At 67.1% G+C, this 13,800-nt stretch carries 20 protein-coding genes and 2 tRNA genes; 4 read left to right on the top strand and 18 right to left on the bottom strand.

Features of this window, described 5'->3' with window-relative positions:
- Window positions 1–260: 260 nt before the first annotated feature.
- Window positions 261–881: a DUF420 domain-containing protein gene (locus tag ACQUQF_RS12755; RefSeq protein WP_435179369.1), complete on the bottom strand. Its 621-nt coding sequence runs from the start codon at window positions 879–881 to the stop codon at window positions 261–263.
- Window positions 882–1,271: 390 nt separating this feature from the next.
- Here ACQUQF_RS12755 and ACQUQF_RS12750 point away from each other — a divergent pair, with 390 nt between their 5' ends.
- Together ACQUQF_RS12750 and meaB are read left to right on the top strand one after the other, a co-directional pair.
- On the top strand, window positions 1,272–1,688 hold the full coding sequence (locus tag ACQUQF_RS12750; RefSeq protein ID WP_435179366.1) for a cobalamin B12-binding domain-containing protein: 417 nt from the start codon (window positions 1,272–1,274) through the stop codon (window positions 1,686–1,688).
- Entirely contained in the window at window positions 1,685–2,755 is a 1,071-nt protein-coding gene (meaB, locus tag ACQUQF_RS12745; protein ID WP_435179364.1) for a methylmalonyl Co-A mutase-associated GTPase MeaB, read from the top strand. Before ACQUQF_RS12750 ends, meaB begins: the two co-directional genes overlap by 4 nt.
- A gap of 143 nt (window positions 2,756–2,898) precedes the next feature.
- Here meaB and ACQUQF_RS12740 read toward each other — a convergent pair whose 3' ends face one another.
- From ACQUQF_RS12740 to moaA, 16 genes are all read right to left on the bottom strand, one after another.
- On the bottom strand, window positions 2,899–3,483 hold the full coding sequence (locus ACQUQF_RS12740) for a hypothetical protein (RefSeq protein ID WP_435179361.1): 585 nt from the start codon (window positions 3,481–3,483) through the stop codon (window positions 2,899–2,901).
- Between the two features lie 194 nt (window positions 3,484–3,677).
- Window positions 3,678–4,502 carry a 30S ribosomal protein S2 gene (rpsB, locus tag ACQUQF_RS12735; RefSeq protein ID WP_435179358.1) on the bottom strand — a complete coding sequence of 275 codons (825 nt, stop codon included), beginning with the start codon at window positions 4,500–4,502 and terminating at the stop codon, window positions 3,678–3,680.
- The gene (gene eno, locus ACQUQF_RS12730; RefSeq protein ID WP_435179355.1) at window positions 4,499–5,710 is read right to left on the bottom strand and encodes a phosphopyruvate hydratase; all 1,212 of its coding nucleotides are present in this window, start codon (window positions 5,708–5,710) and stop codon (window positions 4,499–4,501) included. The genes rpsB and eno overlap by 4 nt, the downstream gene beginning before the upstream one ends.
- Window positions 5,707–5,886: a DNA-directed RNA polymerase subunit K gene (locus ACQUQF_RS12725; RefSeq protein ID WP_115795492.1), complete on the bottom strand. Its 180-nt coding sequence runs from the start codon at window positions 5,884–5,886 to the stop codon at window positions 5,707–5,709. The genes eno and ACQUQF_RS12725 overlap by 4 nt, the downstream gene beginning before the upstream one ends.
- Window positions 5,886–6,086 carry a DNA-directed RNA polymerase subunit N gene (locus tag ACQUQF_RS12720; protein ID WP_435179352.1) on the bottom strand — a complete coding sequence of 67 codons (201 nt, stop codon included), beginning with the start codon at window positions 6,084–6,086 and terminating at the stop codon, window positions 5,886–5,888. Before ACQUQF_RS12720 ends, ACQUQF_RS12725 begins: the two co-directional genes overlap by 1 nt.
- 46 nt (window positions 6,087–6,132) lie before the next feature.
- A complete protein-coding gene (locus tag ACQUQF_RS12715) occupies window positions 6,133–6,531 on the bottom strand; it encodes a 30S ribosomal protein S9 (RefSeq protein WP_435179350.1) in 399 nt (132 codons plus the stop codon).
- On the bottom strand, window positions 6,525–6,962 hold the full coding sequence (locus ACQUQF_RS12710) for a 50S ribosomal protein L13 (RefSeq protein WP_435179348.1): 438 nt from the start codon (window positions 6,960–6,962) through the stop codon (window positions 6,525–6,527). The genes ACQUQF_RS12715 and ACQUQF_RS12710 overlap by 7 nt, the downstream gene beginning before the upstream one ends.
- Entirely contained in the window at window positions 6,959–7,312 is a 354-nt protein-coding gene (locus ACQUQF_RS12705; protein ID WP_435179346.1) for a 50S ribosomal protein L18e, read from the bottom strand. Before ACQUQF_RS12705 ends, ACQUQF_RS12710 begins: the two co-directional genes overlap by 4 nt.
- Before the next feature lie 33 nt (window positions 7,313–7,345).
- Window positions 7,346–7,430, bottom strand: a tRNA-Leu gene (locus tag ACQUQF_RS12700).
- A gap of 170 nt (window positions 7,431–7,600) precedes the next feature.
- Entirely contained in the window at window positions 7,601–8,347 is a 747-nt protein-coding gene (locus ACQUQF_RS12695; RefSeq protein WP_435179344.1) for a DNA-directed RNA polymerase subunit D, read from the bottom strand.
- 3 nt (window positions 8,348–8,350) lie between these two features.
- The gene (locus tag ACQUQF_RS12690; RefSeq protein WP_435179341.1) at window positions 8,351–8,743 is read right to left on the bottom strand and encodes a 30S ribosomal protein S11; all 393 of its coding nucleotides are present in this window, start codon (window positions 8,741–8,743) and stop codon (window positions 8,351–8,353) included.
- The gene (locus ACQUQF_RS12685; RefSeq protein ID WP_435179338.1) at window positions 8,740–9,264 is read right to left on the bottom strand and encodes a 30S ribosomal protein S4; all 525 of its coding nucleotides are present in this window, start codon (window positions 9,262–9,264) and stop codon (window positions 8,740–8,742) included. Before ACQUQF_RS12685 ends, ACQUQF_RS12690 begins: the two co-directional genes overlap by 4 nt.
- Complete coding sequence (locus tag ACQUQF_RS12680) at window positions 9,264–9,779, bottom strand: 30S ribosomal protein S13 (RefSeq protein WP_435179336.1); 516 nt, start codon at window positions 9,777–9,779, stop codon at window positions 9,264–9,266. Before ACQUQF_RS12680 ends, ACQUQF_RS12685 begins: the two co-directional genes overlap by 1 nt.
- Before the next feature lie 17 nt (window positions 9,780–9,796).
- Window positions 9,797–9,881 (bottom strand) — tRNA-Ser (locus tag ACQUQF_RS12675).
- Between the two features lie 155 nt (window positions 9,882–10,036).
- On the bottom strand, window positions 10,037–10,357 hold the full coding sequence (locus tag ACQUQF_RS12670; RefSeq protein WP_435179333.1) for a hypothetical protein: 321 nt from the start codon (window positions 10,355–10,357) through the stop codon (window positions 10,037–10,039).
- An 84-nt stretch (window positions 10,358–10,441) separates the two neighbouring features.
- Window positions 10,442–11,431, bottom strand: a complete 990-nt coding sequence (gene moaA / locus ACQUQF_RS12665; protein WP_435179331.1) for a GTP 3',8-cyclase MoaA — start codon at window positions 11,429–11,431, stop codon at window positions 10,442–10,444.
- 170 nt (window positions 11,432–11,601) lie between these two features.
- Between moaA and ACQUQF_RS12660 the strand changes: the two genes are divergently transcribed.
- On the top strand, window positions 11,602–12,636 hold the full coding sequence (locus tag ACQUQF_RS12660; protein ID WP_435179329.1) for an Mrp/NBP35 family ATP-binding protein: 1,035 nt from the start codon (window positions 11,602–11,604) through the stop codon (window positions 12,634–12,636).
- A gap of 3 nt (window positions 12,637–12,639) precedes the next feature.
- Window positions 12,640–12,852, top strand: coding sequence for a hypothetical protein (locus ACQUQF_RS12655; RefSeq protein WP_435179533.1), 213 nt, complete (start codon window positions 12,640–12,642; stop codon window positions 12,850–12,852).
- A 6-nt stretch (window positions 12,853–12,858) separates the two neighbouring features.
- Here ACQUQF_RS12655 and ACQUQF_RS12650 read toward each other — a convergent pair whose 3' ends face one another.
- The gene (locus ACQUQF_RS12650; protein ID WP_435179327.1) at window positions 12,859–13,776 is read right to left on the bottom strand and encodes a hypothetical protein; all 918 of its coding nucleotides are present in this window, start codon (window positions 13,774–13,776) and stop codon (window positions 12,859–12,861) included.
- Window positions 13,777–13,800 lie beyond the last annotated feature (24 nt).

Here is a 13,800-nt window from a genome sequence, read left to right as displayed (position 1 = left end):
TCCTACCATCGGCGCGCGCTGGCGTCTCGGCGAGCGGAGCGAGCCGAGGCCCGTGGGAGCTTCGCTCTCACGGTGGACTCCTCGTGAGTCCGCCGAGATGCGCGAGGGACGGGCGAACGCAGTGAGCGAAGGGAGCGAGAAGCGCAGGCGGCTGGGGAGGTGTGAGGCCGTCGCGGTTGCGGTGCTGTGCGGGACAGATGTGACGGCAGTAGCTAGCTCCTTCGAATCAGTCGTTTTCTGAATCGCGTTGACCGCACTCTCTACCGACGCAGTCCGACCACGATGGGAGCCATCGCCGCCATGTACTCGTCGACCCCGTAGACGTGGTTGAGCATCAGGTACGTCACGATGCCGAGCGCGAGGCTCAGACTCCACGCGCCGGCCGCCCACCGGCCCACCTTCGCGTGGCCGGTGTCCCGGAGCTCGGCGGGCGTGTGGGTCAGCCCGAGCACGACGGCGTGGAGCACCACGGGGACCGCGACCACCGACAGCACGATGTGGATCGCCAGCATCACGAGGTAGGCGTAGTAGACCGGCCCGGTCACGGCGATCGACTTCTCGCCGCCCCCGCCGACCTTCACGAGGTACAGCACCAGGAACACCATGATGAGCGAGAACGCGGTCAGCATCGCGGCGCGGTGCTTGCGGACCTCGCCGGCGCGGATCCAGCGCCACCCGGCCAGCAGCGAGGCGAGCGCGACGGTGTTCACGACCGCGATGGCGTGGCTCAGCAGGTCCACGGTCGGGCGTTCGAGCTCCGGATAGATGGGGAGGAGCCCGGCGAACGTCCCGAGCACGAGCACGTACCCCAGGATCGAGAGGACCGCGGTCGCGGCGCGCGGGTTGTCCTTCACCCGGCGCTTCGCGGTTGTGGTCGCCATGTCCGGTCGTTGGGACTATCGACTCAAGTGTATTGCTGTCCGCCGTCGAACGTTTGAGGCGACGGACTGGTAAGCGTACCTTATCCCCTGATTCTCCGGTACAGTTGAGAAAAAGACGAGAACGCGAAGCTAGCTACTGCCGTCACCTGTGAGTTACCGCACTGCACCGCGACCGCATGCCTCACTCCTCCCCAACCGCCTGCGTGTCTCACTCGCGTCGTTCGCTCCGATGCTCGTCGCTCGCACGTGCCGAGGCGGAAGGGTCGTGGCGCGCGACCGAAGAGCGACCCGTCGCCGTCCCCGATTTCCCAACCAAGGTTTCACGAACCCAAACGAACTTTCACCACGGTTTCCGTAACTGTCAAAGTCGAACGTGTCGAACGCACGGGTATGAGCGCAGACCAGGAACAGCAGTCGATCCGCTGTCTCGTCGCCAAGGTCGGTCTCGACGGCCACGACCGGGGCGCCCACGTCATCGCCCGGGCGTTCCGGGACGCCGGGTTCGAGGTCATCTACTCGGGCCTGCACAACGCCCCCGACGAGATCGTGCAGGCGGCCGTCCAGGAGGACGTCAACGTCCTGGGCATCTCCATCCTCTCGGGCGCGCACAACACGCTGGTCCCCAAGATCATCGACGGCCTGAAGGAGTACGACGCGTTCGAGGACACCCTCGTGCTGGTCGGCGGGGTCGTCCCCGACGACGACAAGGCCGAGCTCAAGGAGATGGGGGTCGCCGAGGTGTTCGGCCCCGGCACGCCGATGGAGGAGACCATCGAGTTCGTCCGGGAGAACGCCCCGAAGCGATGAGTGCCGAGCACGAGCACGCCGGCCTCGTCGAGGAGCTGCTGGCGGGCAAGCACCGGGCGCTCGCCCGGGTCATCACCAAGATCGAGAACCGCGCGCCGGGCTACCGCGACCTGGTCGCCCAGCTCCACGACCACACCGGCGGCGCCGAGGTCATCGGCATCACGGGCAGCCCCGGCGCCGGCAAGTCCACCCTCGTGGACAAGATGGCCGACTACTACCGCGAGCGGGGCGAGACCGTCGGCGTCATCGCGGTCGACCCCTCCTCGCCGTTCACCGGCGGTGCGGTGCTGGGCGACCGCATCCGGATGGCGAGCAACGTCGGCGACATGGACGTGTTCTTCCGGTCGATGAGCGCGCGGGGGAGCCTCGGCGGGCTCTCGACCGCGACCACGGACGCGGTGAAGGCGCTGGACGCGTTCGGCAAGGACAAGATCATCATCGAGACGGTCGGCGCGGGCCAGAACGAGATCGACATCGTGAAGTCGGCCGACACGGTCGCGGTGCTGGTCCCGCCGGGCAGCGGCGACGACGTCCAGATGCTCAAGGCCGGCATCCTGGAGATCGGCGACGTGTTCGTCGTCAACAAGGCCGACCTCGACGGCGCCGACCGCACGGTCCAGGAGCTCCGGGAGATGGTCCACATGCAGAACGACCACACCGCCGGGCTCGCGACCGGCCACCACGGCACGAGCGAGCTCCCCGAGCGAGGCGACGACGACAACGGGGCCGACGCCGAGAGCGAGGACGAGGGCTGGGAACCCCGGATCGTCGAGACGATCGCCGAGACCGGCGAGGGCGTCGAGGAGCTGGTCGAGACGCTGGCCGACCACCGCGCCCACCTCGAATCGTCGGGGATGCTCGCCGAGAAGGAGCGGATGCGCTACGCGGAGGAGATCCGCAACCTGCTCCGCGAGGACGTGGGCGAACTGCTGGAGTCCGAGATCGAGCGCCACGGCGGGATGGACGACCTGGTCGAGCGCGTCAGGAAGCGCGAGACCGACCCCTACACCGTGGCCGACGAGATCGTCGCTCCCATCGAGGAGTGTCTCGACGAGGCCGACCGGTAGGTCCGCGATCCCGCCCGCCGCGACGCCGGGCCGTCGGTCCCGGCGGCGGACACGAACCGTGCCGGCGAAACGGGACGACGGACGCCGGGCCGGTCGGCTGACGCCGACTCAGGCAGACGGCGGGCGCGCTCCGGCGTCCGGTCTCAGAAGAGGAACTCCTGGAACTCCTCCTGGCTGTCGAGGCCCTCGCCCGAGAAGATGTGGTTCTCCGCGTCCTCCTCGAGCGGGCTCGCCAGCAGCGAGACGATGTTGTCGGTCTCCTCGTACAGCGAGTACTCGTTCTGGGTCTCGTACACCTGCGGCTGGCGGAAGCCGTCGTCGTCGGTGTCGTCCGGGTCGACGTAGTACCCGCGCTGGGAGTCGTACTCGGCGGTGAGTTCGGCCTGCTCGATGATGAACATCGGGACGCGCTCGCCCGTGTTCAGGTACGCCACCATGTGGGTGTTGTAGCCGTTGAGCGACGTGCCAAGGTTCGCGGGCACGTTGGGCGTCCACTCGATGACGTCCGAGACGATGACGAACTGCGCCCCCGGGTGGAAGTTCGTCTGGAACGTCGCGACCTTGAACAGCTCGTCGTCGACGTTGATGTTCTCGTCGTCCCCGTCCTGTCCGGCCGCGGTCCCGGCCGCGGCCAGCCCCGCGCCGACGGTCGCGACCGCCCCGCGCCGCAGGAACCGCCGCCTGGACCCGGCGTCGAGTAGTCGGCTGGCGATGCTGTCGTCGGTCATCGGTCCCCCCGCATGGTCGGACGGTGCGCCGCCGGACGCAAAAGTCGCGTGGCCGGCGACCGGACCGGGCGCGGCGACGCCTCGCGCGAACGGCCTGGGCGGGTCAGTCTCGCCAGTGCCGGTTCAGGTTCGGGGGAGAATGCGCCGCTACCTGCAATTCGGAACGACGGAAAACGAAAACTCGAAACCGGCGTCTAAATCTCGCTCTCGAAGTCGTCGAGCGAGTAGGTCGGCTCGGCGCCGCGGCGGTCGAGCGTCTCGTTGGCGAGCAGCCAGTAGACGACCGACAGCGCCTTGCGGCCCTTGTTGTTCGTGGGGACCACGAGGTCGACGTTGCTGGTGTTGTTGTTGGAGTCGCACATCGCGATGACCGGGATGCCCACCGTGATTGCCTCGGTGACCGCCTGGGCGTCGCCGATGGGGTCGGTCACGACCACGACGTCGGGCTCGATGTAGCCGTCGTACTTGGGGTTGGTGAGCGTCCCGGGGATGAACCGGCCGGTCCGGGCGCGCGCGCCGACCGCCTCCGCGAACTTCTCGGCGGGGAAGCGGCCGTACTGGCGCGAGCTGGTCACCAGGATCTGCTCGGGGTCGTAGTTGGCCAGGAAGTCGGCGGCCGTCCGGATGCGCTGGTCGGTCTTCGAGACGTCGAGGACGTACAGCCCGTCGGTCCGGACGCGGTGGATGAACCGCTCCATGTCCTGGGTCTTCTGCTGGGTCCCGATGTGGACGCCGGCGCCGAGGTAGTCCTCGACGGGGATGAGGAGGTCGGCCTCCTCCTGGTTCTCCATGACGTCCTCGTCGAGCGCCGGTCCGGCGTCGGCCTCGTCCTCGGTCTCCTCGTCGGCCTCCGCGGCCGCCTCGGTCGTCTGTTCGTCGTCGGCCTCCGCCGCCACGTCCTCGTCGGGCTGTTCGGCCGGCTCCGCGCCGCCCGCGCCCTCGGGTTCGGGGTCGATCTCCGATTCCGCGGCGTCGAGGCCTTCCTCGTCTTCTACCTGTTCGGGGTCGTTCTCGCTCATAATCTGGATACGTTCTGCTCGATGCGGATGAGTTCGTTCAGCTTGGCGGTTCGCTCGCCGCCGACCGCGCCCGTCTTGATGTACGGGGCACCGGTCGCCACGGCGAGGTGTGCGATGGTGGTGTCCTCGGTCTCCCCGCTCCGGTGGGAGATGACCGGCTCGTAGCCGTTCTCGACCGCGAGCTCCACGGCGTCGACCGCGTCCGACAGCGTGCCGATCTGGTTGGGCTTGACGAGGATGGAGTTGGCCGCACCCCGCTCGATGCCCGTCTCCAGCCGGTCGACGTTGGTAACGAACAGGTCGTCGCCGCAGATCAGCGTCCGGTCGCCGACCCTCTCGGTCAGCTCCGCGAAGCCCTCGTAGTCGTTCTCGTCGAGCGGGTCCTCGACGTACGCGAGGTCGTACTCGTCGACGAGGTCCGCGATGTACGCGATCTGCTCGTCGGTCGACCGGGTCGTCTCGCGGTAGACGTACTCCTCGTCGTCGGCGTCGTACAGCTCCGAGGCGGCCACGTCGAGCCCGAACTTCACGTCGAAGCCGAACCCGTCGGCCACGGTGTCGGTCGCCTCCGCGACGATCTCGAACGCCTCCTCGTCGTCGATGGAGGGCGCCCACGCGCCCTCGTCGCCCTTGCCGGCGGCGACGTCGCGCTCGGCGAGCAGGTCGTGGACAGCCTGGTGGACCGCCGCGTTGGCGAACACCGCGTCCTGGACGCTGGGCGCGCCGACGGGCACGGCCAGGAACTCCTGGATCGCGGTCGCGTCCGCGGCGTGCTCGCCGCCGCCGACCACGTTGCCCAGCGGCGTGGGGAACTCCTCGCCCCGGAAGGCGCCGCCGAGGTGCTGGTACAGCGGCGCGCCGAGCACGTCGGCCGCGGCCTTCGCGGCGGCCATGCTGACGGCGACCGCGCTGTTGGCGCCGATCTCCGAGAAGTCGTCGGTACCGTCGGCGGCCCGGAGGGTGCGGTCGACGTCGCGCTGGTCGCCGACGTAGACCTTGCCCTCGAGCCGGGGGACGGCGTGTTCGCGGGCGCTGGCGATGGCCTCGCTCGGGTCGAGTTCGATGGCCTCGTACTCGCCGGTCGAGGCGCCGCTCGGCGCGGCCGCCCGGCCGAAGCCGCCGCTCTCGGTGACGACGTCGGCCTCGACCGTGCGGTTGCCCCGGGAGTCGAGGATCTGGCGGAGCCGGACCTCGCTGACGAGCGTCATCGCTCACCCCGACGCACCGTGAACGGCAGGACGCCGGCGTCGTACTCGTCGGCCGCGATGAGGATCGGCTCGGTCTGGTCGGTGTCGGTCAGCACGGGCGCGCCGTACGACACCTGCAGGGCGCGGGCCCCGATGATGCGAGCCTTCTCGTAGCGGGAGTAGCGTTGCTGAGCCATTACTGGTAGGGAGCGACGATGTCGACGAGGTCCTTGTGCGACACGAGCATCCGGCGGCAGCACTGTCGCTCGACGCCGAGTTCGTCGAGGACCTTCTGGGGGTCCTCGTCGCCCTCCTTCGTCGCCGACCGTGCCTTGAACTCCTCCCAGTACTCCCCGACGACCATGCCGCACGTGAAGCAGCGGACGGGTACCATCATGGGTTAACGTGGCCTCCTTCGGACCGCGGGTTTCCTGTCATGGTGATCACCGGTAGGACTTCTGGTAGCGGGCGCGAGCGCCGGGGCCGCCCCACTTCTTGGGCTCGGAGCGCCGGGAGTCGTTGACCAGCAGCGACCGGTCGAACTCGATGAACGCGTCCCGGAGCTCGGCGTCGTTGGTGTACTGGACGAGCCCGCGCGCGATGGCGGTGCGGACCGCGTCGGCCTGGCCGCTGATGCCGCCGCCCTGGACGTCGACCTCGACGTCGACGTTCTCGCGCTCGTCCTCGCCGGCGACGCGGAACGGCTCGAGCATCTTGAGCCGGGCCATCTCCGGTTCGACCAGCTCGACTGGCTGGGAGTTGATGCGCACGCGGCCCTCGCCCTCCGTGACGGTGGCGCGGGCGATGGCCGTCTTCTTCTTGCCGCTCGTGTTGGTTACCATGTGACGTTAGCACCCAGGTTCTCGCTGACTTCGCCCAGCTGGACGAAGCGGATGTTCGACAGCCGGTCCAGCGACGTGCCCTCGAGGACCTCGCCGTCCTCGTCGAAGGGGTTGCCGACGTAGACGCGGACGTTCTCGAACGCCTCGCGGCCGCGGTCCTGCTTGTACGGGACCATGCCGCGGATGGAGCGCTTGAGGATCATGTCCGGCCGCTTGGGGTAGTACGGACCGCTGTCCGACCCCAGTTCGGCGCGCTTCTCGTAGGTCGACATGACGTCCTCCTCGCTGCCGGTGATGACCGCGCCCTCGGCGTTGATGACCGCCACGCGCTCGCCGTCGAGCGCGCGCTGTGCGACCTTGCTGGCCACGCGACCGAGGATGCAGTCGCGGGCGTCGACGACGACGTCGGCGTCGAATTCTGCGAGACTCATCGGATCACCCGCACGTTGGAACCGTCTGGATTCTGTTCGATAGCCTGTTCGAGCTCGAGCGCCTCACCGTCGGCCTGCTCGATCTTGGTCTCCGCGCTGGACGAGAAGTCCACGGCGGCGACCGTGACGTTCTTCTGCAGGACCCCGCTCCCGAGAACCTTGCCGGGCACGATGACGGTCTCGTCCTCCTCGGCGTACCGCTCGATGCGGCCGAGGTTGACTTCCGCGTGGGTGCTCCGGGGCTTCTCGAGGCGGTCCGCGACAGTGCTCCACACGTCGGCGTCCGAGTCGCGGGACACCGACTTGAGGTCGGCGATGAGACTGGTAAGCCTCGGATTCGTCTTGCTCATACTACTTCCTCCTGATGAAATCGAGAACTGGAGTGCAGGGAGCAGGATTTGAACCTGCGGACTCCTACGAGACAGCGCCCTGAACGCTGCGCCGTTGGCCTGACTTGGCTATCCCTGCACGTCTGAGAACACACGTGCAGCCCGTCGCGGGCATCAGTGTGTAGTGGGTGGCCCTTCAAACCAGTTTCGGTCTGACTCGGACCGGGACGCCCCGTCGTCGCCGCGGAGTCCTGCGACTTTCCGGGAGCGTCGAACGCCGAAACGCGGTCTGAAGTGCCCTGCATTGGTCTAAAGCTGTACTGCTTCCTCGAGCTCGGCCGCGCGGTCGCCGATGGAGGCGGCGGCCTCGGTCACGAGCTCGTCGATGGTCAGCGACCCGTCGGTCTCGACGTGGAAGACGAACGCGTTGTCCACGTCGTGGACCTCGACCTCCTTGCCGGGGTACCGGTTGGTGAGGTCGTGGTCGAACTCCGAGGTGGGGATCAGCTCCCCGTCCTCCTCGATGACGCCGCGGAGGATGTTGGCCTCCTCCTCGTCGTACTCGTCGCGGTCGCCGACGACCTCCACGCGCTGGAGGTGGCGGTAGCCGACCGCCACGCCGCCCTGGTGCTTGGCGTGGTCCTTCCCCGTCGAGAGGACGGCGTCGGCCTCGAGCTCGAGGCGCTGGTCGTCCTTGAGGTCGATGATGGGGACGTTGTCGTCTGCCGGCTGGACCATCCCGTCGGAGCTCACGAGGTCGCCCGAGTAGGCGGTCCCCGGACCCGACACGTCGAGGCTGAGGGTGACGGTGTCGCCCTCCTCGAACTCGCCCAGCGGCGTAGTGAGCGGGACCAGGCCCAGCCGCAGGGCGATCTGCTCGTCGAACATCACCGACGAGTTCTCCACCATCCGCACCGTGTCGATGGAGAGCGTCGGCACGTCGGCGACGATGGCCCGCCGGATGCCGTTGGCGAACGCCGGGGTCGCGCCGCGCACGAGGAACCGGGCCTCCCGGTCCCCGCGTTCGACGAACTCAACCTCGTATGCTTCCGTCATGGGTTAGAATCCGCTCTTGCCCTTGGGGGCGCGGGTGCCGTCGTGCGGGATGGGGGTCACGTCCTCGATGCGACCGATCTCGAGGCCGGCGCGGGCCAGCGCCCGGATGGTCGCCTGGGCGCCCGGTCCGGGGTTCTGCTGGAGGTTCCCGCCGGGGCCCCGCACGCGGACGTGGACGCCCTCGATGCCGGCGGCCTTGACCTCCTCGGCGACCGTCTCGGCCATCTGCATCGCGGCGTACGGCGAGGACTCGTCGCGGTTCTGCTTGACGACGGTCCCGCCGGACGACTTCGCGATGGTCTCGGCGCCGGTCAGGTCGGTGACCGTGATGATGGTGTTGTTGAACGATGCGTGCACGTGGGCGACGCCCCACTTGTCGTCCTGAGTTTCGCTCATTCGTTACCCTCCGCTCGCTCGGGGTGGAGTTCGTCCGCCAGCGGGCTGTTCTCGTCGAACTCGACGGTGCTCTCCTCGGCCACCTCGACCTTGTAGGACGGCGCCTGGACGCGCTGGCCGTCGACGGTGACGTGGCCGTGGACGACGAACTGGCGCGCCTGGTTGGGCGTGTTGCCCAGGCCCTTCCGGTAGGCGACGGTCTGGAGCCGGCGCTCCAGCACGTCGGTCACCTCGAGCAGCAGGACGTCGTCGAGCTCGTCGCCGTCGTCGAGGACGCCGATGCGCTGGAGGTGGGAGACGAACTCCTCGCCCTCCTCGGCCTCGGACTCGCCCTGCGCGCGCTGGGCGAGCAGGTTCCGGGCCTCGCGGCGGTAGCCCCGCAGCTGGGACTGTGCCCGCCAGAGCTCCTCCTTGTTCTGGAGGCCGTAGCGGTCGACCAGGCTGCGCTCCTCGGAGATGCGCTCGCCCTGGTAGGGGTGGTTGGGCGTCTCGTAGAACTTGGTGTTCTCGCCGAGCGCCATTACTCCTCACCACCCTCTTCTTCGCCTTCGGCGGCCTGCTCCTCCTTGATCTCCTCGACGTTGACGCCGATGGTGCCCTCGGTGCGGCCCGTCGATCGGGTCCGCTGGCCGCGGACCTTCTGGCCGCGCTTGTGGCGGACGCCCTTGTACGAGTCGATCATCTTCATCCGGTTGATGTCCTGCCGACGGGTCATGTTCAGGTCGTTGCCCGTCTGGTGGGTCGTCTCGCCGGAGAAGTACTCGTTGCGGTGGTTCGCGAGCCATTCCGGGACCTCGTCGCCGAAGCTCTCGACCGCCTCGACGACGGTCTCGATCTCGTCGTCGTCGAGTCGGCCGAACGTCGCCGTGCGGTCCACGCCGGTCTGCTCGGCGATGATGCGCGCCGCTCGGCGACCGATCCCGTTCAGCTCTGTCAGGGACCGCTCGACGGACTTCGTCCCATCGAGGTCTGTCTGCCCGATGCGGACGAAGTATCGGAGGTCCTCGTCTTCCTCCTGTGGTTCTTCCGTGCTCATGGTTGGATACTGGAAAGCGTCGAGGGAGGGATTTGAACCCTCGAGGCTTGACGCCACAGAGTTAGCAACCCTGCGCCGTGGGCCAGACTAGGCTACCTCGACACGCGTGCATTCACTGTCGCCCTTCCGGACTCGGGACCCGACGCCCCTACAGGTTTGCGAGTAAACGTACCGGTGGCGGGTATATAAATACAACGAATCGCCGCCTCCCTGCGGCCGCGTCTCAACCCCCGCGATGGGTGGCGGATTCGACAGCGTCAGGACGCGCCCCAGTCCCAGTCCTCCTCGTCGCCGACCCGGAGCCGTTCGACCGTGCCGCGGTCCTCCCAGTCCTCGTTCTCCGCGGCGTCGGCGTGCCGCACCGTCAGGTCGCTCCACCCGCCGTCGTACTCGGCCGAGAGCTCCCACCGCTCGGTGGTCCCGCCCTCGGGCCGGACCTCGACCCGGAGCGACTCCTCGGGCACGTAGTCGATGGGACTCGCGGGCCCTTCGAAGGTAGTGCCGTCCGAGAGTTCGACCCGAACGGTGTCGTTCTGCTCGGCATTGGCGAGTCGCTCGACCGCTTCGGTCCCGCTCATGGGTGGGGTTTCGCCGGAGTCGCGGTTAAGCGTGCGGGCCGGTTCCGTTGCGACCGAGCGGTGGCGGTCGTGACAGAAGCGAGGTCAGGCCTCGACACCGCCGACGTACTTGTCGTTGATCTCCCACTCGCCGTCCTCGCCCCGCACCATGTACTCGCCGTAGTAGGGCACCCGGTTCGCCACGGTCTCGCGGAACGTCTCCCTGATCTCGTCTCTGGTCATCTCGCCCATCGGTCGGAGGTCGTCGTTGCGGTTCAGACACCCCTTCAGGTATCCCTCGTGCGTGACGCGCACGCGATGGCAGTTCGCGCAGAACTGCGGGTTCTCGACGGGGTCGACGATCTCGACCATTCCGCTCGACTCGTCGTCGGCGGTGCCCCCGACCCAGTACCGGTTGCGGTTGTGCATGTCGCGGGTCTCGACCTCGTCGGCGATGTCGGCGAGCCAATCGTGGACGCGCTGGATGTCGATGTTCCACTCGGGCCTGCCGGTGAGTTCGGGCATGTACTGGATGAGCTGGAGCTGGAGCCCCTCGTTCTCGGCGACGTGCTCGACCATCTCCTCGACGTAGCCCGCGGTGTGCTCGAACACGACCATGTTGAGCTTCACGGGGTCGAGGCCGGCGTCGACCGCGGCGTGGACGCCCTCGATGACCTTGTCGTAGGCGCCGCTCTGGGTCACCTCCGCGAACGCCTGCGGGTCGAGGGCGTCCTGCGAGACGTTGACCCGCTCCAGGCCGGCGTCGACCAGGTCCTCGGCGCGACCCGGCAGGAAGGTGCCGTTGGTCGTGAGCGACACCTCCATCTCGTCGGGCGTTCGCCGGATGATCTCCTCCAGGTCGTCCCGGAGCATCGGCTCGCCGCCCGTGAACTTCACCTTCTCCACGTCGAACTCCCGGGCGACCTCGAGGAAGCGGACGACCTCGTCGGCGGTCATCTCGTCGTCCTGGGGGTCCATCGGCCCCCGGGTGTCTCCCAGCCCCTCGTTGTGGCAGTAGACGCAGTCGAAGTTGCACCGGTCGGTGAGCGAGACCCGCACGCCGGAGACCTCGCGCCCGAAGTCGTCCTCCAACATCACTCGTGAACGTTTCGCGCGGGAGTCCTTAAAATCGCTGTCGACACCGCCGGTCTCGTAACCGTTCTTGGTTACGCCTCCGCCGAAAACGCGGCTTTCTCGCGGCGCGAACCCTAGAGGCCACCCGAGAGTTGACAAGGCTTATCGACGCCTCGGCACGTACCTCCGGTATGGACGACTCAGAGGTACGCGAGCTGCTCCGCGAGGTCGAGGACCCCGACCTCGGGGACGACATCGTCTCGCTCGGACTCGTCAACGACGTGTCGGTCGAGGACGACACCGCCAGCATCTCGCTGGCGCTGGGCGCGCCCTACTCGCCCCACGAGACCCAGATCGCCGACCGCGTCCGGGAGGTCCTCTCGGACCACGGCCTGGAGGCCGACCTCTCGGCGCACGTGGACGACGGCATCAGCGCCGACGAGCAGGTGCTCCCGAACGTCGAGAACATCATCGCGGTCGCCTCCGGCAAGGGCGGCGTCGGCAAGTCCACAGTCGCGGTCAACATCGCGGCCGGCCTCTCGCAGCTCGGCGCCCGGGTCGGGCTGTTCGACGCCGACGTCTACGGCCCGAACGTCCCGCGGATGGTCGACGCCGACGACGTCCCGAGGGCCACCGAGGACGAGACGATGATTCCGCCCGAGCAGTTCGGCGTGAAGCTGATGAGCATGGCGTTCCTCGTCGGCGAGGACGACCCGGTCATCTGGCGCGGCCCGATGGTCCACAAGGTGCTAACCCAGCTCTGGGAGGACGTCGAGTGGGGCCACCTCGACTACATGGTCGTCGACCTCCCGCCAGGCACCGGCGACGCCCAGCTCACGCTCCTCCAGAGCGTCCCGGTCACCGGCGCGGTCATCGTCACGACGCCCCAGGAGGTGGCCATCGACGACGCTCGCAAGGGCCTCCGGATGTTCGGCAAGCACGACACGGCGGTCCTCGGCATCGCCGAGAACATGTCCACCTTCAAGTGTCCGGACTGCGGCTCGGAGCACGACATCTTCGGCCGGGGCGGCGGCGCGAGGTTCGCCGAGGAGAACGACATGCCGTTCCTCGGCTCCATCCCCATCGACCCGACGGTCCGGACCGGCGGCGACGAGGGCCGACCCATCGTGCTCGACGAGGACAGCGACACCGGCGACGCCTTCCGGGTGCTGACCGAGAACGTCGCCAACAACGTCGGGATTATCAAGCGCCGCCAGCAACGCTGAACCATGTCGCACGATCAGGGTTCCTACGGGCCGGACATGGAACGGGCCGAGACGCTGCGGGAGATCGCCGAGGACGTCCGCGGCGAAAGCTCCGAGAGCAAAATGGTCGCCGCGATGCTCTACCGCGTCAGCGACCTCTACGACCCCGACGAGGAGACCTCGCCGCGCGACATCTACGTCAACATGCGGGAGATCATCCGGACGAAGGAGTCGTAGGACGTTCTACCGGAGCTTCCTGAAGGCTGTGAACCCGACGACGAACGCGAGGCCGACGTACGCCAGCGGAACGTCACCGACCTCGTGTCCGCCGCTGATCTTCTCACCGAAGCTTCGGGCGTAGCTGTCGTTGTGGTACTGGTAGTTGTTGCTCATCCACGTCGGTCGGACGGGTTCGTACGACGTGTTCCACACCTGGGTATCCTCTCCGGCCTGCCCGGCGAACTCGACCTGATCCATGGCGCCCTCCTTCGTCGTCAGATTACCGGTGTACAGTCGCGCTTCGCCGGCTATCTTCGACCCGCGTTCGTCGAGGAGTTCGACGGTGATGGTCCGCGTGTCTCCGGGCCGGACCGACGCCGGGTACAGGCTCCCGTCGGTGTCGACCGTGTGGACGAAGAGTTTCGTACTGTATATCTGGTCGGAGGGATTGACGAGGGTCACCTTGGCGACCGCCGATGGTTCGCCCTTGACCCTGCCGTTCGTCACCTCGACGTTCGCGATGTGGGGTCTGGGTACGACATCGGGGTTGGTGGAGTTTATATGTCGCGTGAAGTTGAACTGCGTGGAGTTTCCGTACGTCGCGAAGGTGACGGTGTGGTTGACTTGGTTGACGTTGAGTCCAGAAGTTATAGATATTTTCTGGGTATGACTTTCGTTCTGGTCTAATCGGATATTAGAATTGTAGACTCGTCTATTGTCCACTACCACATTATATCCACTTCTTTTGTGTGATTGGTCCTTGTTAACTGCTTTCACAAGCAGTGTGTTATTGGTAGTTCTAAAATCAAGTGTATAAACGACTCCTGCCGGATCATTCACCGTTCTATTACCTTCACCTGTAGACGCACAACTATTCGTTGAGGTGATGGCCAAAACAGCACCAGTAACAATAAGCAATAAAACAACCTTTCTTCCGATCATGTCAATATGTTATATGCCACAAGA

The organism is Halorussus sp. AFM4, from assembly GCF_051194995.1.
Classification (GTDB): domain Archaea; phylum Halobacteriota; class Halobacteria; order Halobacteriales; family Haladaptataceae; genus Halorussus.
The sequence above is the reverse complement of the archived record's forward strand: the minus strand, read 5'-3'. Positions and strand labels throughout refer to the sequence as shown.

What these genes read in the sequence shown, in the direction of transcription:
- ACQUQF_RS12710 (WP_435179348.1), bottom strand. Translation starts at nt 6,962, where the DNA reads ATGAGTCTCGCAGAATTCGACGCCGACGTCGTCGTCGACGCCCGCGAC.
- ACQUQF_RS12685 (WP_435179338.1), bottom strand. Translation starts at nt 9,264, where the DNA reads ATGGCGCTCGGCGAGAACACCAAGTTCTACGAGACGCCCAACCACCCC.
- ACQUQF_RS12725 (WP_115795492.1), bottom strand. Translation starts at nt 5,886, where the DNA reads ATGGCTCAGCAACGCTACTCCCGCTACGAGAAGGCTCGCATCATCGGG.
- ACQUQF_RS12720 (WP_435179352.1), bottom strand. Translation starts at nt 6,086, where the DNA reads ATGATGGTACCCGTCCGCTGCTTCACGTGCGGCATGGTCGTCGGGGAG.
- ACQUQF_RS12695 (WP_435179344.1), bottom strand. Translation starts at nt 8,347, where the DNA reads ATGACGGAAGCATACGAGGTTGAGTTCGTCGAACGCGGGGACCGGGAG.
- moaA (WP_435179331.1), bottom strand. Translation starts at nt 11,431, where the DNA reads ATGTTGGAGGACGACTTCGGGCGCGAGGTCTCCGGCGTGCGGGTCTCG.
- rpsB (WP_435179358.1), bottom strand. Translation starts at nt 4,502, where the DNA reads ATGAGCGAGAACGACCCCGAACAGGTAGAAGACGAGGAAGGCCTCGAC.
- ACQUQF_RS12715 (WP_435179350.1), bottom strand. Translation starts at nt 6,531, where the DNA reads ATGGTAACCAACACGAGCGGCAAGAAGAAGACGGCCATCGCCCGCGCC.
- ACQUQF_RS12690 (WP_435179341.1), bottom strand. Translation starts at nt 8,743, where the DNA reads ATGAGCGAAACTCAGGACGACAAGTGGGGCGTCGCCCACGTGCACGCA.
- ACQUQF_RS12750 (WP_435179366.1), top strand. Translation starts at nt 1,272, where the DNA reads ATGAGCGCAGACCAGGAACAGCAGTCGATCCGCTGTCTCGTCGCCAAG.
- meaB (WP_435179364.1), top strand. Translation starts at nt 1,685, where the DNA reads ATGAGTGCCGAGCACGAGCACGCCGGCCTCGTCGAGGAGCTGCTGGCG.
- eno (WP_435179355.1), bottom strand. Translation starts at nt 5,710, where the DNA reads ATGACGCTCGTCAGCGAGGTCCGGCTCCGCCAGATCCTCGACTCCCGG.
- ACQUQF_RS12680 (WP_435179336.1), bottom strand. Translation starts at nt 9,779, where the DNA reads ATGAGCACGGAAGAACCACAGGAGGAAGACGAGGACCTCCGATACTTC.
- ACQUQF_RS12740 (WP_435179361.1), bottom strand. Translation starts at nt 3,483, where the DNA reads ATGACCGACGACAGCATCGCCAGCCGACTACTCGACGCCGGGTCCAGG.
- ACQUQF_RS12670 (WP_435179333.1), bottom strand. Translation starts at nt 10,357, where the DNA reads ATGAGCGGGACCGAAGCGGTCGAGCGACTCGCCAATGCCGAGCAGAAC.
- ACQUQF_RS12660 (WP_435179329.1), top strand. Translation starts at nt 11,602, where the DNA reads ATGGACGACTCAGAGGTACGCGAGCTGCTCCGCGAGGTCGAGGACCCC.
- ACQUQF_RS12705 (WP_435179346.1), bottom strand. Translation starts at nt 7,312, where the DNA reads ATGAGCAAGACGAATCCGAGGCTTACCAGTCTCATCGCCGACCTCAAG.
- ACQUQF_RS12755 (WP_435179369.1), bottom strand. Translation starts at nt 881, where the DNA reads ATGGCGACCACAACCGCGAAGCGCCGGGTGAAGGACAACCCGCGCGCC.
- ACQUQF_RS12655 (WP_435179533.1), top strand. Translation starts at nt 12,640, where the DNA reads ATGTCGCACGATCAGGGTTCCTACGGGCCGGACATGGAACGGGCCGAG.
- ACQUQF_RS12650 (WP_435179327.1), bottom strand. Translation starts at nt 13,776, where the DNA reads ATGATCGGAAGAAAGGTTGTTTTATTGCTTATTGTTACTGGTGCTGTT.